The organism is Clostridium chauvoei (assembly GCF_002327185.1).
Taxonomy (GTDB): Bacteria; Bacillota; Clostridia; order Clostridiales; family Clostridiaceae; genus Clostridium; species Clostridium chauvoei.
In genome coordinates this window covers 1,265,195-1,286,125 of the sequence record NZ_CP018624.1, presented here as the reverse complement: position 1 = coordinate 1,286,125, position 20,931 = coordinate 1,265,195, and the positions used below count along the sequence as shown (strand labels likewise).

Genomic DNA, 20,931 nt, shown 5'->3' with positions numbered 1-20,931 from the left:
AGAAAGTATTTTAAATAGATTTTTTATTTATTAATGAAATTAAAAGTTTGTTATATCCAGGGCAATTTAAATTTATTATAGGCATATTTTTTTCATTTAATAAATAATCTTTATAAATATATTCATCATAAAAATAATAACCTATAAGCTTTTTATAATAGTCACTAGAACATCCTGAATAAATTTTATTTAAAATATTTTCCTCCGGGATGAAATTTTTGTATTGAATTTTAGTAAATATAAAATAGAGAATTATAGAAATTGAAGTTTTAGGTATTTGTCTATAATCATAAGTTTGAATTTTATCAAAATCTTGAATTAAACTTTCTAAGAAGCTTTCTGTACTTTCGTCTAAATATAATAAATCTTTATTAATATAGCTAAGTAATGAATTAGTGTAGAAGGATAAATTATTTAAAAAATTCCACAAGTCATGTACATCGAATTCTGAGAAGTCTATATAGCTACTAACTTCTATATGGCGATTAGTCATTATTTCTTTAGTTCTATTAGAAACCTTCCCACTACCACATAAAGTAAAGTCTCTAACTAAATCAAAAGCAATTCTAGGATCTTCCTTTGATCCAATAGCGTATTTACCATCACTATTAAAAAATTTAAAGTTGTTATAGCAAAGTGAACTAAGGCTGTAAGAGTTAGAAAAAAGTATTTAGGTAAGCATAAGCCAATACAAAATAGAATTATAAAGGATAAAAAATCAAATATAGGACCTGACCATAAAAATATTTTTAATCTTTTTAATAGAATGTCATAATCTTTATTAGAAGTAAGTTTAATAGATTCAAAGTGCATTCTACTTGTAGAACTTTTTTCAAATCTAGGAGAGAGTTGAAGTTTAAATCTATTATTTTTTTTATATAATGTAAAAGGGAAAACATAATAAAAAGTACACTTCAAATCTATAAATAAGGATGCTATAAAATGCACAAACTCATGAAGAAAAATTAATATATATTCAATTAGTGCTATTTTTAATAACATTATTAAATAAAACAAAATATCAATTCCTTTTAAAATAATACTTGTTATTAGTATAGTAAAAAAAATATAAAGAGTGCTTTTATAAGTGAAATTAATATTAATTTAGTATATATATGTTCTTTAATTATATAGATAAAAATTATATGATATAATAACATTGTTGAAAACAGAAGAAAATTGGGAGAAAATAGAAAGTAAAATTATGAGTAATATGGTGAAAGTAAAAATAGATAAAAATAAAAAACAACAACCAATATTTAAACTTTATATAAAAGAAAGTGAAGTAGAAAAATATAAATTTTTAAAGAGACCTTTATTAGAAAGCAAGAAAATATCTAGAGGATATAATTATGAGATACCTTTAAGATTTTTTTTACCTATCTTTAATAATATAAAAAAAGAAGAATTAAAGGTAGATGAAAATAGCGAATTAGAATTTTTAGAGTTTTGGGATGATTTTGAAGAAAAATATTATGCTATTTTAAAAGCTACTCCTAAATTTATGAAATTATGGAGAGAGGAAAATTGTCCAGATATATTTAAAATAACAATAAATCCAAAGACGTTAGAATTAAAAAAAGATGTAGCCTTTAGAAGGTTAAAACCTATTAAAAATATCTTGGAGGAATAAATGAAATTAGATAAAGTTTTTATAAATAAATATGAGGAATTTATAGAAGAGGATGTTGAAAAAGCTATTAATTTTTGCATTGAAGAATTTAATAATACTAGTAATGAAGATATATTAATATATCTTGGAGAAGCATATATGGCTAAAGATAATTTTAAAGAAGCTATTATATATATAAAAAGAGGAATAGAAAATAATTGTGAAAATACTTTACTTGCATATAACTTACTTGGAGAAGCTTTATTTTATATGGACTTATATGATGAAAGTAAAAAAGCTTTTAAAGAAGTAATAAACATAGATAAAAAAAGTTTTTTTGCTAACATATATTTAATTGATATAAGTATATATGAGAAAAATTATATTTTAGCCGAAGAAATAGCAGAAAAATTATTAACTATCGATGAGTTAAATAAAGAGGATAAAGCATTTATATTATCAAAACTTTCTTGGATTCAATTAAGGTATTTAGATAACGCTAGTGAAGGATATAAAAATATAAAAAATGCTTTAGAAATAGATAAAAATTGCGGAAGTGCTTATGTATCCTTAGGATTTTATAATTTAAATATAAAAAATTATAGTGAAGCCATAACAAGTTTTAAAAGAGCTATTGAACTTGGAGAAGAATGTGATGAGATTTATAAAGGAATGGATGAAGCTAATAAAAAGTGCAAAAACTATTAACATATAATGAGTATGTTTTATATAAAGTTTTAAAAATATTAAAAATATGCTATAATAAATTTATATAAATTTAAAAAGAATGGAGGAAATATGTAAAAATAGTTTTGCATAAAAAGCTTATGAAAAGTAAAAAAATATTTATCTACTGGTTATTAGTTTTAATAATGTCTAATATACTATTGGTTTTCAAAGTTAATACAATTTTTGTTTTAAACTTTGCTTTAATTTTAATTATTTTAGGAATTTATCTAAATTATAAAACTTATAAAATAAAAGAAAATACTGAAAATAGAAATGCTATTAAATTAGATGATAGCAAAGACAGAAAGACCCTTAGAAAATCTGTATTAAACCTTAATAAGACAGGGAAAGAGATATTTATGTCACATAAAAGCTTAAGTAATATTTCTAATCAAGTAAAAGAATCTTCAGGAGTAATACTTGGGTTAACTGAAGAAAATAATTGTAGTGTAAATAATTTAGATAATTCTTGTAAAGATATTAAAAATAAAATTAGTATAATGGATAAATTATTAGAAGAAGCAAAATTAAGTTCAGAGTTTAGTGAAAAAACTATTGAAGATCAAAATAGGGTTTTAACTAATGTAGAGAAAAGAGTTAGTGATTTAAAGGTATATTATAAAGAAGTATTATATACGTGTATCGAACTAACAAATTCCTTTGATAAAATATATGGGTTTACCTCTAATATAAATGAAATAGCTAATCAAACTAATTTATTGTCACTTAATGCAAGTATTGAAGCTGCAAGAGCAGGAGAACAGGGAAAGGGGTTTGCTGTAGTTGCTAGGGAAATTAAAAGTTTATCGGAACTTTCAAAAACATTTAGTTCTAATATAAGTGAGCAATTAAATTTAATGAAAAGCGAATTAGATAAATTAAATAAAAACTCAAAAGAAACAGATTCAGCAATGGGAGAGACAGCAGAATCAGTGTCTATGTTAAGTAATTCTTTTGAATCAATAATAAATAGTAATAGTGGTTTGAAAAATAAAATAACAGATATAAAAGAAAATTCATTAGAGATACTAAAGATGGCTAATGAAATAGAAAATGTATCAAATGATTTAAAGGGAGCACATTATACAACTCTTGACTCAGTAGAAGCAGTAGTAAAAGAGATAGATTCTCAAGCCACTATTTTAGATGGATTCCAAGTAGTTACAGAAGAATTAATAAATAATTGCGACATTCTTGTTGAGTTAGCTATAGGCAAGGATGTTAGAAAGAAATTAGAAGATATATGTATAGAAATATATAATACTGAACTAAAAAAAGATAAACAATCCTTAAAAAGTTATGCTAATAAAATAGGAGCAGAAGGAATTTATTATATTGATAAAAATGGATTCTTTGAATTAAGTTCTGAAAGTGGAGAAGTTGATTTTAATTTATTTAAGATAAATAAAGCTGCAAAATTATTTTTTAATAGTACAGATATATTTAAGATATATCCATTATCTAAGAGAGAAGATACTGGTGAAACAAATTTATATATGCATATAAAAAGAAAGGACAAGCCTGGAATAATTTCTTTAGAAATGACTATTGAAACACTATTTAAAATATCGAATCAAATTTAAAAGATTTTCTTTTAATAAATTGTAGAAATTTTATTAACCACCTTAAATATAGTTAGAATATATTTAAGGTGGTTTTATTAGTTAATAGCTTTAAATTATTATAATTTAAAAGGATGTCCACAAACTACGTATCTGTCTAATTGACAGAGGTAGTTTGTGGACATCCTTTATATTAAAATATATTAATGTTGCATACCATGAAGTATGAAGTAAACAAGGAATATAGCTGATACAACATACATTGCAACAGACACATCTTTGCCCTTTTTAGTACATAACTTACATATAGGATATAGTATAAATCCAAATGCAATCCCATCTACAATACTATATGTTAAAGGAATTAATACTATAGTAACAAAAGCAGGGAATAGCTCAGTTAAGTCATCAAAATTTAAATTCTTTAAGTTTTGAGACATTAAACATCCGATAATTATAAGTATCGGAGATATAGCAGCGTTTGGTATTATTTTTATAAATGGAATAAAGAATAAAGATAATAAAAATAATAGACCTGTTATAAGTGATGTTAATCCTGTTTTTCCCCCTGCGGCGATACCAGCAGCACCTTCAACAGTTGAAACATTTGGACTAGTTCCAAATATTCCACAACCGATTACAGAGTAAGCAACCGAATGTAGTGCTTTTGGAGTTTCTTCAGGTCTTTTTAACATACCTGAAACTTGACCATGTAAAAGTCCTATGTTTTCAAAAACTAACACTAAAGTTAGTGAGAATGTAGCAACCCAAAATGTTGGAGTAGCTATAGCTGAAAAATCCATGCTAAAGAAAATATCTTTATAAGCATTAAAATCAGGTAATGAAAAAGAAATACTTGAAAGATCTACAATTCCAAAACCTATTGAGATTAAAGTTCCAAGGATAATTGATATTAAAAATGCTCCAGGTACATTTTTTAAGAATAAAATTAAAGTAATTATCATTATTATGATAAAAGCAAGTACCTCTGGGCTTGTAATATCTCCTAACTTAACTAATGTACTATCACTTGCAACTACAATTCCAGCTTTGTGTAATCCTATAAAAGTAATAAAAAGTCCTATACCAACAGTAATTGCTTCTTTTAAAGAAGCAGGTATCGCTTCTGTAAGTATTTTAGCTAATGGTGTTAAAGCGATTACAACAAATAATATACCAGCAACAAAAACTGCACCTAATGCTTGATAAAAAGTTAATCCTAGTGTATTTACTATTGTATAAGTAAATAAAGCATTTATACCCATACCAGGCATTACTATAAGAGGAGTATTACTTATAAATGCTACTAATAAACATCCAAAAAGAGAAGCTAATACAGTAGCGATTATAAGAGGCTCCATTGGTATACCTCCATCACTTAATATACTTGCATTTACAACAATTATATAAACTGCTGCAAAAAATGACGTAAAGGCAGCTATTGCCTCAGTCTTAACGTTAACACCATGTTCTTTTAATTTGAATAATTTTTCCATCCTTTCTTAAACCTATCTTTCTTTTATAGCCCTCTCCCACCCACACTTAAAGTGCGTGATTATTATATCATAAACACTTAAAAACATACAAATTTTTTGACGAATAATGCATAAATTTTAGCAAAATAATATAAATTAATATTTATTATTTTGATTTAATTAATTAAACGTATGCAAAAATGGTAAAAAGTGAATTGTAGAGACTTGCTAGATAATTAGATTTTAATGATCAAAATAATCACTAATGATTGTATTATAAGCATTTATAAAGTTATTATTCTTAATAATTAAAATTAAATTAGCTATTAATACTATTAAGTTAAATTGGTTAAAGAAAATATTATTAGACAAGCAGATTAACTACTTGTCTTTTTTTATTATTCTTCTACAACTTCTATTTTAGAAGCCTCTATCATTACAAATATAGCTGTAAGGATATGAAGTATCCATCCGACAATAGGTACCCAACCTAAAGCAGAAGCAATTATACCTAATATGTTTCCTGTTATAGGAAGGTTTTCTTTTTTACAGAAAACTAATATAGTTATGTGTAAAGCAAGCATTACTGCAAGTGGAATCCATAACAGACTAACAATAAAGGATCCACCTATAACTGGAATAGCAAGGAAAGCTTCAATTCCTCCAGTTACCCATTTAAGAATTTTTAAATTTTTTTTCATAAATTACTCCTTTTTAAATTACTCTTACTGTATTATGCAAAATAAATAGAAAATGTTAATAAATTAAATATTTTTTTTTAAAATATTTAATGAATTATTATACAATATATAGTCTATGTAAGCATAAAATATATAACAATTAATAAAATAGGAGTGTTTTTAGAGTGATTGATAAAGAAGATTTTTTTTACAATCCTAATTATGAAAATTTTATAGTTGAATATACAGGAGACTTTGATAATAAAATTAAGGACATTTCTTATGCTTACGGAAAAGTAATAGATAGAAATTTTGCATTAGTAGCAGTAGAAAAGGACAGATATGAGGAATTAATTAAAGATAATGATTTTATTATATATGCTGCACCTAGAAGTTTATTTGCTTTACAGGCTTTAGCACCAATAGAGGCAGGAAATTTTCAAGGTATAATACAGAATCCTTATATTAATTTAAATGGGTCAGGAGTTTTAGTTGGGATAATAGATACAGGAATAGATTATTTAAATAGTGAATTTATAAGGGAAGATGATACTACAAGAATTGAATATATATGGGATCAAAATATAAAACCAAATAAGCCAAACAACTTAGTTTTTGGAAGTGAATATTCAAAAGACGAAATTAATAATGCAATAAAATTATCTAAAGAGGGTAAAGATCCGTATAGTTTAGTACCAACTAAGGATACAAATGGTCATGGTACTGCTATGGCAAGTATAATAGGGGCAAAAGGAAATAATATAGAAGTAAAAGGAGTAATGAGTAACTGTACTTTTGCAATAGTAAAATTAAAAGAAAATGAAGTTTATAAAGAAATATTAAAATCAAATGGAATTACAAATATACCAGTATATAGCGATTCCAATATTATTGTAGCAATGATGTATCTTTTAAAAAAGGCTAAAGAATTAATAAAACCTATAGTTATGTTAATAGCTTTAGGAAGTAATAGTAGTTCACATTCTGGAAGTAGTGTTGTGGAGCAATATATTGAAAGAATATCCTCTGATAGAGGGGTAGTTATTGTTACTGGAACAGGAAATCAAGGTTCATCAGAACTTCATGCATCAGGGAAAGTGTCACAAAAATATTTAACTAGTCGGGTTGATTTTAAAATTAGTAGAGTACAAAGTGAATTAGATATAGATGTATGGGTAAGAAGACCTAATCTTATGTCCATAAATATAGTAGCCCCTTCGGGTGAGGAAATAGGGAATGTACCAATAGATGTAGGAAATAAGCAAAATTTTAAATTTGTTTATGAAAATACTTTAGTTTCAATACAATATATATCACCAGATGAAATTAGTGGAGATGAAAATATAAAAATAGTTTTTAAGGATATAAAGATTGGAGTATGGAGTTTTATACTGAAAGGAGAATATATAGATGATGGAAGATATGATGTTTGGCTACCAGTGAAAGAATTTATACCAGAAGGGACTAAGTTTTTAAATTCTAATCCTTTTACAACTTTAGTTATTCCTTCAACAACAAGAGCTGTAATAAGCGTTGGATATTATAACCAAGAAAACATATCTATATTAAGTGAATCTGGTAAGGGATATACCCAAGATGAACTAATAAAACCAGACTTAGTAGCAGGAGGCATTGGACAAGCTGTAATAAAACCTGGTGGAGGAGTAAATTATATTTCAGGAAGCTGTGTTGCAGCAGCTATTACCGCAGGTGCTTGTGGATTATTATTAGAATGGGGAATTATATATAAAAATGATATAAGTATAACTAATGAAAAAATAAGAACATATTTAATTTCAGGATGTAGAAAAAGACAAGGAGATGATTATCCTAATCAAAATTGGGGATATGGAATTTTAGATTTTGAAGGAGTTTTTAAACAAATAGCAGCAGGAAAACCACAATAGAAATTGAGGTGATATTTTGTATTTAAAAAGTGAGGCCTGTAAAAAATTTGATGAAGATCCTGAATATATGAAGATAATAGTAGAATATCAAGGTGATTTTATTGATGAAATATCAAAAATAGATGATGTATGTGGGAGAGTTATAAATGATAGATATGGAGTTGTATATGTAAAACAAAAAGATTTAATGAATTTAATTAATAACTTAAATACAATAACATATTTTGAATTTGATAGTGTATATGTATTAGAAGATGTATCAGCTATATCTACAGCTTTTATTCCACAGGTTCAATCAGGAGATTATTTGAAATTAAATGGAGAAGGAACTATAGTTGCAATATTAGATACTGGAATAAATTATTTAGACGAAGCATTTTTAGATGAAAATGGGATGTCTAGGATAGAATATATTTTTGATAAAAGTATTATAGATGAAAAAAATAATTTTGAATATGGAGTAGTTTATTCAAAAGAAGATATAAATAGTGCAATAAAGGCAAAATCTGAAGGAAAGAATCCTTATGAAATTGTTAAATCAAAAGATCAATATGGACATGGAACAAGTATGGCGGCAATAGTAGGAGGAAGACTAGAAAATAGAAATATAGAAAGTGTTGCATATAAATGTAATTATATAATTGTAAAACTTAAAGAAAATATAAAGGCTCAAAAATGGTTTGGTACTAATAATATAATATATAGCGTAAGTGAAATATTAGAAGGAATACAATTTATAGTGGAAAAAAGTCGTATTTTAAAAAAGCCGCTAGTAATATATATACCACTTGGAAGTACAGAAGGAAGTCATACAGGAAATACTGTAATAGAGAAATATATAGATTTAATATCACAAACTAGAGGAACAGTAGTAGTAACTGGTACAGGCAATCAAGGGATATTTGGAGGACATGTAAATGGAAAAATACATAAACCTTTAGATACTCAAATAATAGAACTTCTAATAGGGGAAAAACAAAGAAATATATACTTTGATATATGGGTAAAAAAGCCAAGTAGAGTATCGTTAAACGTAATATCTCCATCAGGGGAAAGTACAGGGATATTACCAATAACAACAAGAGGAACTATAGAAAGTAAATTTGTATTTGAAAATACAAATTTAAAAGTTTATTATTATTGGCCTGATGAATTAACAGGAGATGAAATAATAAGAGTTGTATTAGAAGATTTAAAACCAGGAATATGGAGATTTAAGGTTAGAGGAGATTATATATTAAATGGAGAGTTTAATGCGTGGTTACCTCCTGAAAGTATTTTACAAGAAGGAACAAGTTTTATATCTTCTAATCCATATTTAACAATGACAATACCAGGAATGTCTAGATATATAATAGTTAATTCTTGGTATAATCAAAATAATAATACTATAAATGGTTACTCTGGTAGAGGAGAGCAATGGATAGGGTATGGACAAAATACAGAACCAATAATGACTGTTGGAGGAGATAAAATTAAGACCATTGGGAAAAATAGTGAAATAATATATGTTTCTGGAAGTAGTGCTTCATCAGCAATTACAGCAGGGGCATGTTCATTATTACTTCAATGGGGAATCGTAGATGGAAATGATAAAATTATAAATGCTCAAAAGATGATAACTTATTTTATGAGAGGAGTAAGAAAACGACCTGGAGATGTATATCCAAACCCTGAATGGGGGTATGGTAAATTAGATATGTTAACATTATTTCAAAATATTAAATAAACGAAAAAGAGACAGTAGATAGTTTTGTGTAAAAACAAAACTATCTACTGTTTTTTGTATTAACAGTTGGAAGTTTTGGAATAATATACTATATAAATTAGGAGGAATTATTATGACAAGAAAAATTGATACCAACTTTGATTACAATGAGGAAATTAAAAGATGCAAAACAATCGATGATGTAATGGGTAAAAACGGATTAATACAAAGATTAGTTAAAGATGTTCTTGAAAATATATTAGAAGGTGAAATGGAAGAACATCTAGGAAGAAATAAATATGAACGTGTAGAAGCAGTTGATCAAACTAAGAAGAACTACAGGAATGGTTATAGTCGCAAGAATTTAAGAAGTTCCTTCGGTGACGTCGACCTAGACGTACCCCGTGATAGAAATGCTGAATTTGAGCCACAAATTATAAAAAAATATGAAACCGTGTGTACTGAGTTAGATAAAAAGATTATATCTTTATATGCTAAAGGTATGTCAACATCTGATATTCAGGCTGAAATTGAAGACTTATATGGAATAACTATATCACCATCGATGGTATCTAAAATAACTGATAAAGTGCTTGCTAGCGCCGCCGAATGGCAAAATAGAGTATTAGATAAAATATATCCAATAGTTTATTTAGATGCTATGTACTTTAAAGTTAGAAGTAATGGAAAGATAGTTAACAAGGCTGTCTATATATGCTTAGGATACACTATGGAAGGATATAAAGATATTTTAGGTATATGGGTTGATGAAGCTGAAGGTGCTAAATTCTGGTTAGGAATTTGCAATGATTTAAAAAATAGAGGTGTAAAAGAAATTTTAATTGCTTGTATGGATGGATTAAAAGGTCTTCCACAAGCTATAAAAACAGTATTTCCATCAGTAAATATTCAAACATGTATTGTTCATCAAATAAGAAATTCAATAAAATACATAGCTTCAAAAGATAAAAAAGCATTTATGAAAGATTTGAAGGAGGTTTATAAGGCTACAACAGAGGAACTTGCGTTAGCACAGCTAGATAATTTAAAGGAGATATGGGGAGATAAATATGGAATAGTAATAGATTCCTGGTATAACAATTGGAGTAACCTTTCAACATTTTTTGACTTCTCTCCAACTATAAGAAAGATGATTTATACTACAAATATCTTAGAGGGTTTTAATCGTCAAATACGTAAATTCACTAAAGTTAGAGTCATATTCCCAACTGATGAATCTTTAAATAAGTGTGTTTACTTAGCAACAATGGAGATACTAGAAAAATGGACTCAACCTATACATAATTGGGGTGCTACGCTAGCGGAGCTATCAATAATATTTGAAGATCAATTAAAAGATGAATTAGCTTAAAAGCTTGTACTTTTTATAAATTATATGCATACTATTAGATTTTTTTGAAATACTAAAAAAGGTAATAAGAAACATTATTAGTATTTCTTAAATATAAAAAAATATTACTGGAAATGAAAATTTCCAGTAATATTAAAATAATAAAAATGATAATTACACAGAATTATCTATTCTCTCACGAAAAAGTATGAAGTCTAAAATAGAAAGTAGACTTCATACTTTTTATATTTATAATTTATTAACAAATAGAATTATATAAACTTTCAATAAAATTAAAATCTATTATATTCCATATGTTCTTAATGTAATCAGCTCTTAAATTTTTATACTTTAAGTAATAAGCATGCTCCCAAACATCTATAGTAATAAGTGGCTTTTTACCAATGCTTAAGGGAGAATTTTGATTTGAGGTAGTTATTATTTCAAGTCCACAATATTCATTAACTACAAGCCAGCCCCAACCAGATCCAAATTTTCCTAAAGATAATTTATTAAGTTTATCTTTCATATTTTCAAAACTTCCAAAGGTATTATTGATTGCATTTAATAAATTACCTGATGGACTAGTTTTGGCTTTAGGAGATAATATAGAAAAATAAAAGTTATGATTAGCTACACCACCACCTTGATTAATAACTCCTTGCCTTATTTCTACAGGGATTGAATTAGTATCAGATAATATTTCATCTAAAGTTTTGTTTTCAAAAAATATAGGATCTTTTGATACTATATCATTAAGATTATTTACGTAACTTTGAAGATGCTTTCCATAATGAGTTTCTACAGTTAAAGTATCTATATAAGGTTCTAAAGCATCAAAAGAATAAGGTAAAACTATTTTGTCGTATTTCATTAAATAAACTCCTTCCTAATTATTAAAATAATATATTTTATTTTATAGTATATGTAATTTAATATACTTTATATACTAAATAGAGTGCAAAACAGAAAAGTTACAAGGATTTATAAATAGTTGTTAAAGGGAAAATGAAAATGTATAATAATATTGTAAAAAACATTATAAAAAGTGATGGTGTAATTATGGAAAAAATAGAAGAAAAAAGATTATATAAACAATATAAAGGATATCTTGAAGCAATGAAAGGTGAGCCTTTTATAAATGAAAATACAATGACATATGAAGATTATATCCAGTTTATGATATCTTTAGTAGAAAATGATGGATTTTATGTAGAAACAGAAGAACAACTTGAAAAGGTTTTATTTGAAACTTATAAAAAGAATTTTTTAGGAGAAGTTAAAAATCAACGATTTGATTTTAATATAAATTTCTCAGATAAATATTTTAGATATAATAAAGAAGATAAAAACGAAAACATATATGAAAAATGGTATATATCAAAGGAAAATGTAGAAGAAAGATTAAAAGATTTAAAAACACTAGCTATTAAGAATAAATTTAAATTAGTATCATATAAAATAAAAGATGACGTAGAAGAAAAGGAATTAGTGTTTGCCTTTAACAAAGAGGAAAAGGTTCCAAATCCCGAGGAATGTTTAGATGGAGAAATTGATGAATATGATGTTTTTAATAAACCACTTAAACCAGAAAATGCATTAAGAAATTTTATGGAGGCTATAGAAGGTGAAAAAACAAAAGAAGGTTATTTAGAAGCAGCACTTTTATATCATAGGTTAAAAGAAAATAACGAAATAAAATCAATAGAAAACATAAATGAAGAATTACCACATTTTTATTACAATTATGAAGATTATCCAGTAATTGAATTTTATGCTATAAATAAAAATGATGAGGTTGTTAAGTATATTCATATTTTTAGTGAAAGTGATTTTACAGTAAAAGTTATAAGTAGAATTGTATAAATAAAGTAGTGTATGTATTTACACTACTTTATTTAAGTTAAACATTTAAATGAAATTTAAAAATAAAAGGAGATAATTTATATAAATCAGAAAATTTTTAACACTAACCTGAAATACACTATTTATAGAGATGTTGACATGAAAATTTAAATGTGATATATAAAAAATAAGAGGTTTAGCACTCGATATAAAAGAGTGCTGATAAAAAGTAAGTTTTATTTTGGAAGGAGAGATTTACGTTGGAAACAAAACAATTTAAGGCAGAATCCCAAAGACTTTTAGACCTTATGATTAATTCAATATATACACATAGGGAAATTTTTTTAAGAGAGCTTATTTCTAATGCTAGTGATGCTATAGATAAAATTTACTATAAGGCATTAGTTGATGAATCTTTAAGTTTTGAAAAAGATAATTATTTTATCAAGATATCAGTAGATAAAGAAAATAGAGTTGTAAAAATTTCAGATACAGGTATAGGTATGACTAAAGATGAGTTAGATGATAATCTAGGGGTTATAGCTAAAAGTGGATCATTACAGTTTAAAAAGCAAAATGAAATTAAAGATGGATATGATATAATTGGTCAATTTGGAGTAGGTTTTTACTCAGCATTTTTAGTAGCAGATATGGTTACAGTTATAAGTAAAGCTTTTGGTAGTAATAGAGCTTACAAATGGCAATCTAAAGGAATAGATGGATATACAATAGAAGAATGTGAAAAAGATGTTGTAGGAACAGAAATAATACTTAATATAAAAGAAAATACAGAAGACGAAAACTTTGATGAATATTTAGAGGAGTATAGATTAAAGTCAATAATTAAAAAGTATTCAGATTTTATTAGATATCCAATAAAGATGGATGTAACTAATAGAAAATTAAAAGATGGCACTGAAAATGAGTATGAAGAGTTTAAAGAAGAAGAAATTATAAATAGTATGGTTCCTATTTGGAGAAAAAATAAAAATGAACTTAAAAAGGAGGATTATGATAATTTTTATGCTGAAAAGCATTATGGGTTTGATAAGCCAATAAAACATATTCATATTAGTGTAGATGGTGCGGTAAGTTATAATGCAATTTTATTTATTCCAGAAAAGATACCATATGATTTCTATACTAAAGAATATGAAAAAGGATTAGAGTTATATTCAAATGGTGTTTTAATAATGAATAAGTGTTCAGATTTATTACCGGATTATTTTGGATTTGTTAAAGGAATAGTAGATTCAGAAGATTTATCCCTTAATATTTCAAGAGAAATACTTCAACATGACAGACAATTAAAACTTATTGCTAAGAATATAAAAAATAAAATTAAAAATGAACTATTAAATATATTAAAGAATGAAAGAGAAAAATACGAAGAATTTTATAAATCTTTTGGTCAACAGTTGAAATATGGAGTATATAGTGATTTTGGAATAAATAAAGATACTCTTCAAGACCTCTTAATGTTCTATTCATCAAAGGAAAAGAAAATGGTAACGTTAGATGAATATATCTCTAGAATGAAAGAGGATCAAAAGTATATTTATTATGCATCAGGAGAATCAAAAGAAAGAATAGAAAAGCTTCCACAAATAGAGCTTGTTTTAGATAAAGGATATGAAATACTATACTTTACAGACGATATAGATGAATTTGCAATAAAAGTATTAATGAATTATAAAGATAAAGAGTTTAAATCAGTTTCTAGTGGTGATTTAGGTATAGATACAGAGGATAATAAAAATATAGAAGATAACGAAAATAAAGAGTTATTTAATTCTATGAAAGAAATATTATCAAATAAAGTTAAGGCTGTAAGAGCATCTAAGAGGTTAAAAAATCATCCAGTATGCTTATCCAATGATGGGGAAGTTACAATTGAAATGGAAAAAGTATTAAATGCTATGCCAAATGGAGAAAGAGTAAAGGCTGATAGGGTATTAGAAATAAATATAAATCACGATGTATTCAAAAAGTTAATTGAAAACTATGAAAGTGATAAGGATAAGTTTAGACTATATACAGATATACTATATAATCAAGCGTTACTTATAGAAGGATTAACTATAGAAGATCCAGTAGAATTTACAAATAACATTTGTAAGATAATGAATTAATAGTAGCAAAATAAAATATTATATATTAAATTATTTTATTTAGAAAAGTCCAGCAAAGAAATTTGTTGGACTTTAGTTTATAATATTTTAAAATAAACTTTTAGTTATATTGACATGAAAATCCAATATGCGATAATTGTATTAAATGGCAAATTTACAATATAAAGAAAGTAGATGACTTACAATGGATAGAAATAGACAGTTAGAAGATTTAATAGACATTGATTTGTTGCAAGACCTTCAAGATAAGCTTGCTGAAATTACAGATCTTGCATTTAATATAGTTGATTTTAGAGGGAATCCTATAAATAATTATTCTAATTTTTGTGATTTTTGCAGTAGTTTAAGAAGCATTGAAGAAGGATTAGATTTATGCTGTTCAGCTAATGCTCATGGGGGGTTAGAATCAGCAATAAGGAAAAAACCTTATATATTTAAATGTCCAGCAGGATTAGTAGATATTGCAATACCTATCGTTATAGATAATCAGTATATTGGAGCTGTTTTTTTTGGCCAAGTAAAAACAGATAAAGAAGAGTTTTCATCAAATAAAAAGTCAAAAGAAATAATAAGGTTATTTAAAAAATATCCAATTATAAAAAGAAAATATGAAGATATAAGATATGTAGAATACTCAAAATTAAAATCAATATATTCAGTAGTAGAAATAATAGTAAATCAATTAATAAATAAATCTGATTTAAATAGATTAAAAGAAGAAATAACTTTTAATAATATTAAACTAAAAAAACAGGAAGATGAAATTAGTTATCTTAAAAATAAGCTTATTTTTTCAGATTTTAAATTCTTACAAACACCTCTAAGTCTGAATTTTCAATTAAACACATTAAACTCTATATCAAATCTTGCATTGATAGAAGATTCAAAAAAGACTCAAGAGGCCATTTGCACTTTCAGCGATATAACAAGATACTTATCAAAAAATATAGGAAAGCAAGTTACAATAGAAGAGGAAGTAAAAAATATAAATAATTACTTAAAGATTCAGTCTTTAAGATTTGAGGATAGAATAAAGTGTAAAATTAATATAGAGGATAGAGCAAAAGGGTTAAAGATAATTCCTATGACTTTATTATATTTTATTGAATATATAATTACGCATAGTTTATCTTATAAAAAGAAAGATGGATTTATTGTTATTAATGGTAAGATTATAGAAAATGAAGGAGTTATTATTATTGAAGATAATGGTATAGGAATTAAGGAAAATGAGATATTTTTTATGTTAAATAATAGTGATTCAAATATAGGAGATTTATTTAATAATTATTATGGTAAAGAATATAAGATAAAGATAACAAGTAGAGAAAATCTAGGGAATATAATAAAAATAAAAATTCCTTTAAATAAATAGAGGTAAAAAATGGTTAAAGTCATACTTGCTGATAATGAGAATTTAGAAGTTGAAGCATTAAAAATAATTATAAATAACAAGTTTAAAAATGTTAAAGTTGTAGGTATAGCAAACTATGGTGATGAAGTTTTAGACATGGTAGAAAATTTGAATCCAGATATTATATTTATTGATGCATTATTACCTATATTAAACGGATATGAGGTTTGCAAAATAATAAAAAAGAAAGATAAAGATAAAAAATAATATTAATGAGTATATACGATGATTTTGAACTTGTAAGACAAGCATTGAAGCTAAAAGTCGATGATTATTTATTAAAGCCTATAAAGGCAGATAAAGTAATAGAGTCAATAAATGATATTATAGGTACAAGTGAGGATTATTCTATAGATAACGAAATAAAGTTTGTATTGAATTATATAGAAAATAATATAAACAGCAATATCATGTTGCAAGATATTGCTAGTTGTATGAAGTTAAGTATATCATATTTAAGTAAAGCTTTCAAAAATACTATGGGAACTAATTTCAATAAATATGTTACAAATAGGAAAATTGAAGAAGCAAAAAAAATTCTTAAAAACACAAATACTAGTATAAGCGATATAACTTTTTATATTGGTTATAATGAACCAAATTATTTTTGTAAGGTATTTAAAAAAGTAGAAGGAATGACACCTTTAGAGTATAGAGAAAAGTATAACAATAAGTAAAGTATATATTTGAGAGAAAAAAACAAAAATGTATCATAAAAATTATAAAAAGAATTAACTTGTACAAAATGGAAAAAAAGTATAATAAAGTAGGCAATTAAGTGTTAAAGAAATATAAAATTTTAAGGTACTATAATATATAGAAATTAAAATGATTTACTCCTATAGTTAATCTATACTTTAGGAGTAAATTTTAAAATATATTATAAGGCTAGGGGGTACACTATGGATATTTTAGCAAAAGGATTTATAAAGCCTACTAAGAGAATTGAGAAATTAAAAGAAGAAGTTATGTCAGCAATGCCTTGCATTGAAGCAGATAGAGCAATAATATTAACTAAAGCATTTAAAGAAAATGAAAACGAACCCATGATTATTCGTAAAGCCAAATCTTTAGAAGCAGTATTAATGGAAATTCCTATAGTAATTAGGGATGAGGAACTTATAGTTGGAAGTTTAACAAAGAATCCTAGATCAGCACAGGTTTTTCCGGAATTTTCAAATGAGTGGTTGGTAAATGAATTTGATAAATTTGAAAAGAGAACATCTGATGCATTTAAAATTACTGAAAAAACTAAGAAAGATCTTAAAGAAACTTTTAAATACTGGAAAGGCAGAACTGTTAGTGAATTAGCAACATCTTATATGTCAGAGGAAACAAAAAATGCTATGGCAGCAAATGTATTTACTGTAGCAAATTATTATTTTAATGGTCTTGGACATATTTCTGTAGATTATAAAAAAGTTTTAGAAAAAGGTTTTAAGGGAATTATAGAAGAGGTAGAAGAAAAATTAAATACTTATGATAAGTCAGCTCCGGACTATGTTGAAAAAAGAATGTTTTGGGATTCTGTAATAATTTCTTGTAAAGCAGCAATACATTATGCTAAAAGATATGCTAAATTAGCAGAAAAATTAGCAGAAGATACAACAGATATTAGAAGAAAAGATGAATTGCTAAATATAGCTAAAATATGTACTAAAGTTCCTGAATATCCAGCTGAAACATTTTATGAGGCTTGTCAATCATTTTGGTTTGTACAAGCAATTATAAGCTTAGAATCTAATGGGCATGCAATATCTCCTGCACGTTTTGATCAATATATGTACCCATATTATAAACATGATATAAATTTAAATGAAAGTATGAGAGAATTTAATACAGAAATTCTTCATTGTCTATGGGTTAAATTTAATGATCTTACCAAAGTTCGTGATGAAACTACAACTAAAGCTTTTAGTGGATATTCAATGTTTCAAAATTTAATAGTTGGAGGACAAACTGAGGAGGGAAAAGATGCAACAAATGAATTATCTTATATGTGTCTTGAAGCAACAGGAAGCTTATTATTACCACAACCATCTCTTTCAGTTAGAATATGGAGTAAAACTCCAGATGATTTCTTAATAAGAACTTGTGAATTAACTAGATTAGGAACAGGCCTTCCAGCTTTTTATAATGATGAAGTAATCGTACCTATGTTAGTAAATCAAGGATTAACTTTAGAAGATGCAAGAGACTATGGAATAGTAGGCTGTGTTGAACCACAAAAACCAGCGAAAACAGATGGATGGTATGATGCAGCATTCTTTAATTTAGCTAAGATATTAGAGTTAGTTGTAAATAATGGAGACAGTAATTCAAAGAAAGTTGGAGTAGATACAGGAGATTTTACTACATTTAAATCTTTAGATGATTTGATAAATGCATATGAAAAGCAAATGAAATATTTTGTTTCTCAAATGGTTGCAGCAGATAATTGTGTTGATATTGCACATAGAGAAAGAGCACCACTTCCATTTTTATCATGTATGTTAGATGATTGTATAGAAAGAGGAAAATCAATTCAAGAAGGTGGAGGACACTATCGTTTTTCAGGTCCTTTAGGGGTAGGAGTTGCTAATGTTGGAGATTCATTTATGGCTATTAAAAAGCTTGTATTTGATGAAAATAAGATAACTTTAAAAGAATTGAAGGAAGCCCTTGATTCAAATTTTGGTGAATTTGAAAAAGATGATATGAAGAAATTAAATCATCAGGCTATTAAGCAAATGTTACTTAATAGATCTCCTAAATTTGGTAATGATATAGATGAAGTTGACGAACTTACACGTATAGGTTCTTTAATATATTGTAATGAAGTATCAAAACACACAAATCAACGTGGTGGAAAATTTATTCCAGGATTATATCCAGTATCTAATAATGTTCACTTAGGTAGTTTAGTTTTAGCTACTCCTGATGGTAGAAGTGCATATACACCATTAGCAGATGGGGTATCACCAACTAGGGGAGCTGATTTAAATGGACCAACAGCAGCAGCAAATTCAGTAGCTAAACTAGATCATTTTAGTGCTCCTAGTGGAACACTATTTAATCAAAAGTTTAATCCACGTTCTCTAGAAGGGGATAATGGATTAAAAAATTTAGCAGCCTTAATAAGAAGTTATTTTGATAAAAAGGGAATGCATGTACAATTTAATGTAATTGATAAAGAAACATTAGTGGATGCTCAAAAACATCCAGAAAATTATAGGGATTTAATAGTACGTGTTGCAGGTTATAGTGCTCAATTTATCTGTTTAGATAAAGGGGTACAGGATGATATTATAAAGAGAACAGAACAAAGTATGTAAAACTTAAGCCTATGGTCCTGTTTTATTAAAATATTGAAATTCAATATTTATTAAAGCAGGACTTTTAAATTTAATAATGAAATGAAAGAAGGGCTAGAGTATGGTAGATAAAAAGATAAATTATGATGAGACAGGAACTGTTTTTAATATACAAAGATTTTCAGTAAATGATGGACCGGGAGTAAGAACAATAGTATTTTTAAAAGGGTGTCCATTATCTTGTTTATGGTGTAGTAATCCAGAATCACAAAATCCTAATGAGGAATTAATGTTTAATATAAAAAATTGTTTAGGTTGTAAAAGATGCAAAGATATTTGTGATGTAGGAGCTATTGATTTTAATGATGTTAATAGAATAGATAGAACAAAATGTATAAATTGCAAAGAATGCTCAGATATTTGTTATCCAGGAGCTTTAGTTATATCGGGAGAGAAAAAAAGTGTAGAAGAAGTTATTAAAGAAGTAAAGAAAGATGCCACTCATTTTAGACATTCAAATGGTGGAGTTACTTTATCAGGTGGAGAGCCGTTAATGCAGCCTAAATTTACTTTAGAATTATTAAAGGGATTTAAAGCAAATGCTTGGCATACGACTATGGAAACTACAGGTTTTGCATCTAAAGAAATTATAGATGAGGTAATTCCGTGGTTAGATTTAGTGCTTTTAGATATTAAGCACTTGGATTCTGATAAACATTTAAAAAATACAGGACAAAGAAATGAGATTATATTAGAAAATGCAAAAAGAATTTCTGAACTTGGAGTAGAAACTATAATAAGAATACCTGTAATTCCAGAATTTAATTCAGACAAAGAGAGTATTGGGAAAATAGCTAAGTTTGCTAAAACTCTTAAAATGGTTAAAGAAATTCATATATTGCCATATCATAGATTAGGTGTAAATAAATATGAATGTATAGGAAGAAAATATAAAATAAAAGATAGTATAACTACACCAACAGAAGAATATATGGAAGAGTTAAAAAAGGTAGTAGAGAATATAGGAATAAAATGTAATATCGGAGCTTTATAATAAAAAGGATTCTAAAATAAATTTTATTTTAGAATCCTTTTTGCTTTTAAACAATATCCTCGTAAATAAGTATAATTTAAAACAATTAATCAGTATTTAGTCTAATAGTAATTTAAAATTCATAGTATAAAATGTAATACCTTATAAAAAAGGAAAGATTTATTAAAAT

At 26.2% G+C, this 20,931-nt stretch carries 17 protein-coding genes; 13 read left to right on the top strand and 4 right to left on the bottom strand.

Annotated elements, in window-relative coordinates; translation table 11 throughout:
• Positions 1-10 precede the first annotated feature (10 nt).
• On the bottom strand, positions 11-493 hold the full coding sequence (locus tag BTM21_RS06070; RefSeq protein ID WP_096145379.1) for a hypothetical protein: 483 nt from the start codon (positions 491-493) through the stop codon (positions 11-13).
• A gap of 711 nt (positions 494-1,204) precedes the next feature.
• On the opposite strand from BTM21_RS06070, the gene BTM21_RS06060 reads away from it, so the two are divergent.
• The 3 genes from BTM21_RS06060 to BTM21_RS06050 all read left to right on the top strand — a co-directional run bounded on the left by BTM21_RS06060 (position 1,205) and on the right by BTM21_RS06050 (position 3,924).
• Positions 1,205-1,633 (top strand): hypothetical protein, encoded by a 429-nt coding sequence (locus tag BTM21_RS06060; protein ID WP_242944841.1) that lies wholly within the window; start codon positions 1,205-1,207, stop codon positions 1,631-1,633.
• Positions 1,634-2,320, top strand: coding sequence for a tetratricopeptide repeat protein (locus BTM21_RS06055; RefSeq protein ID WP_021875599.1), 687 nt, complete (start codon positions 1,634-1,636; stop codon positions 2,318-2,320).
• Between the two features lie 119 nt (positions 2,321-2,439).
• Positions 2,440-3,924 carry a methyl-accepting chemotaxis protein gene (locus tag BTM21_RS06050; RefSeq protein WP_079481336.1) on the top strand — a complete coding sequence of 495 codons (1,485 nt, stop codon included), beginning with the start codon at positions 2,440-2,442 and terminating at the stop codon, positions 3,922-3,924.
• A gap of 182 nt (positions 3,925-4,106) precedes the next feature.
• Here BTM21_RS06050 and BTM21_RS06045 read toward each other — a convergent pair whose 3' ends face one another.
• Both BTM21_RS06045 and BTM21_RS06040 read right to left on the bottom strand, forming a co-directional pair.
• Positions 4,107-5,399, bottom strand: coding sequence for an NCS2 family permease (locus tag BTM21_RS06045; RefSeq protein ID WP_021875601.1), 1,293 nt, complete (start codon positions 5,397-5,399; stop codon positions 4,107-4,109).
• A gap of 377 nt (positions 5,400-5,776) precedes the next feature.
• On the bottom strand, positions 5,777-6,079 hold the full coding sequence (locus BTM21_RS06040; RefSeq protein ID WP_021875602.1) for a hypothetical protein: 303 nt from the start codon (positions 6,077-6,079) through the stop codon (positions 5,777-5,779).
• Positions 6,080-6,243: 164 nt separating this feature from the next.
• On the opposite strand from BTM21_RS06040, the gene BTM21_RS06035 reads away from it, so the two are divergent.
• The 3 genes from BTM21_RS06035 (at position 6,244) to BTM21_RS06025 (ending at position 11,045) form a co-directional block, all read left to right on the top strand.
• Positions 6,244-7,965: a S8 family peptidase gene (locus BTM21_RS06035; RefSeq protein WP_021875603.1), complete on the top strand. Its 1,722-nt coding sequence runs from the start codon at positions 6,244-6,246 to the stop codon at positions 7,963-7,965.
• Between the two features lie 16 nt (positions 7,966-7,981).
• Complete coding sequence (locus BTM21_RS06030; RefSeq protein WP_021875604.1) at positions 7,982-9,694, top strand: S8 family peptidase; 1,713 nt, start codon at positions 7,982-7,984, stop codon at positions 9,692-9,694.
• Between the two features lie 112 nt (positions 9,695-9,806).
• Positions 9,807-11,045: an IS256 family transposase gene (locus BTM21_RS06025; RefSeq protein ID WP_079481332.1), complete on the top strand. Its 1,239-nt coding sequence runs from the start codon at positions 9,807-9,809 to the stop codon at positions 11,043-11,045.
• Between the two features lie 238 nt (positions 11,046-11,283).
• Here BTM21_RS06025 and BTM21_RS06020 read toward each other — a convergent pair whose 3' ends face one another.
• Entirely contained in the window at positions 11,284-11,898 is a 615-nt protein-coding gene (locus BTM21_RS06020; RefSeq protein WP_021875605.1) for a superoxide dismutase, read from the bottom strand.
• 140 nt (positions 11,899-12,038) lie between these two features.
• Here BTM21_RS06020 and BTM21_RS06015 point away from each other — a divergent pair, with 140 nt between their 5' ends.
• The 7 genes from BTM21_RS06015 to BTM21_RS05990 all read left to right on the top strand — a co-directional run bounded on the left by BTM21_RS06015 (position 12,039) and on the right by BTM21_RS05990 (position 20,762).
• Positions 12,039-12,890 carry a hypothetical protein gene (locus tag BTM21_RS06015; RefSeq protein ID WP_079481337.1) on the top strand — a complete coding sequence of 284 codons (852 nt, stop codon included), beginning with the start codon at positions 12,039-12,041 and terminating at the stop codon, positions 12,888-12,890.
• Positions 12,891-13,129: 239 nt separating this feature from the next.
• Positions 13,130-15,001, top strand: coding sequence for a molecular chaperone HtpG (gene htpG, locus BTM21_RS06010; RefSeq protein WP_021875607.1), 1,872 nt, complete (start codon positions 13,130-13,132; stop codon positions 14,999-15,001).
• A gap of 184 nt (positions 15,002-15,185) precedes the next feature.
• Positions 15,186-16,376 (top strand): PocR ligand-binding domain-containing protein, encoded by a 1,191-nt coding sequence (locus BTM21_RS06005; protein WP_021875608.1) that lies wholly within the window; start codon positions 15,186-15,188, stop codon positions 16,374-16,376.
• A gap of 9 nt (positions 16,377-16,385) precedes the next feature.
• On the top strand, positions 16,386-16,622 hold the full coding sequence (locus BTM21_RS13920; protein ID WP_242969963.1) for a response regulator: 237 nt from the start codon (positions 16,386-16,388) through the stop codon (positions 16,620-16,622).
• A gap of 5 nt (positions 16,623-16,627) precedes the next feature.
• A complete protein-coding gene (locus BTM21_RS06000) occupies positions 16,628-17,092 on the top strand; it encodes a response regulator transcription factor (RefSeq protein ID WP_242969962.1) in 465 nt (154 codons plus the stop codon).
• A 225-nt stretch (positions 17,093-17,317) separates the two neighbouring features.
• Complete coding sequence (locus BTM21_RS05995; RefSeq protein ID WP_021875610.1) at positions 17,318-19,729, top strand: glycyl radical protein; 2,412 nt, start codon at positions 17,318-17,320, stop codon at positions 19,727-19,729.
• A 100-nt stretch (positions 19,730-19,829) separates the two neighbouring features.
• Positions 19,830-20,762 (top strand): glycyl-radical enzyme activating protein, encoded by a 933-nt coding sequence (locus BTM21_RS05990; protein ID WP_021875611.1) that lies wholly within the window; start codon positions 19,830-19,832, stop codon positions 20,760-20,762.
• The last annotated feature ends 169 nt before the right edge of the window (positions 20,763-20,931 follow it).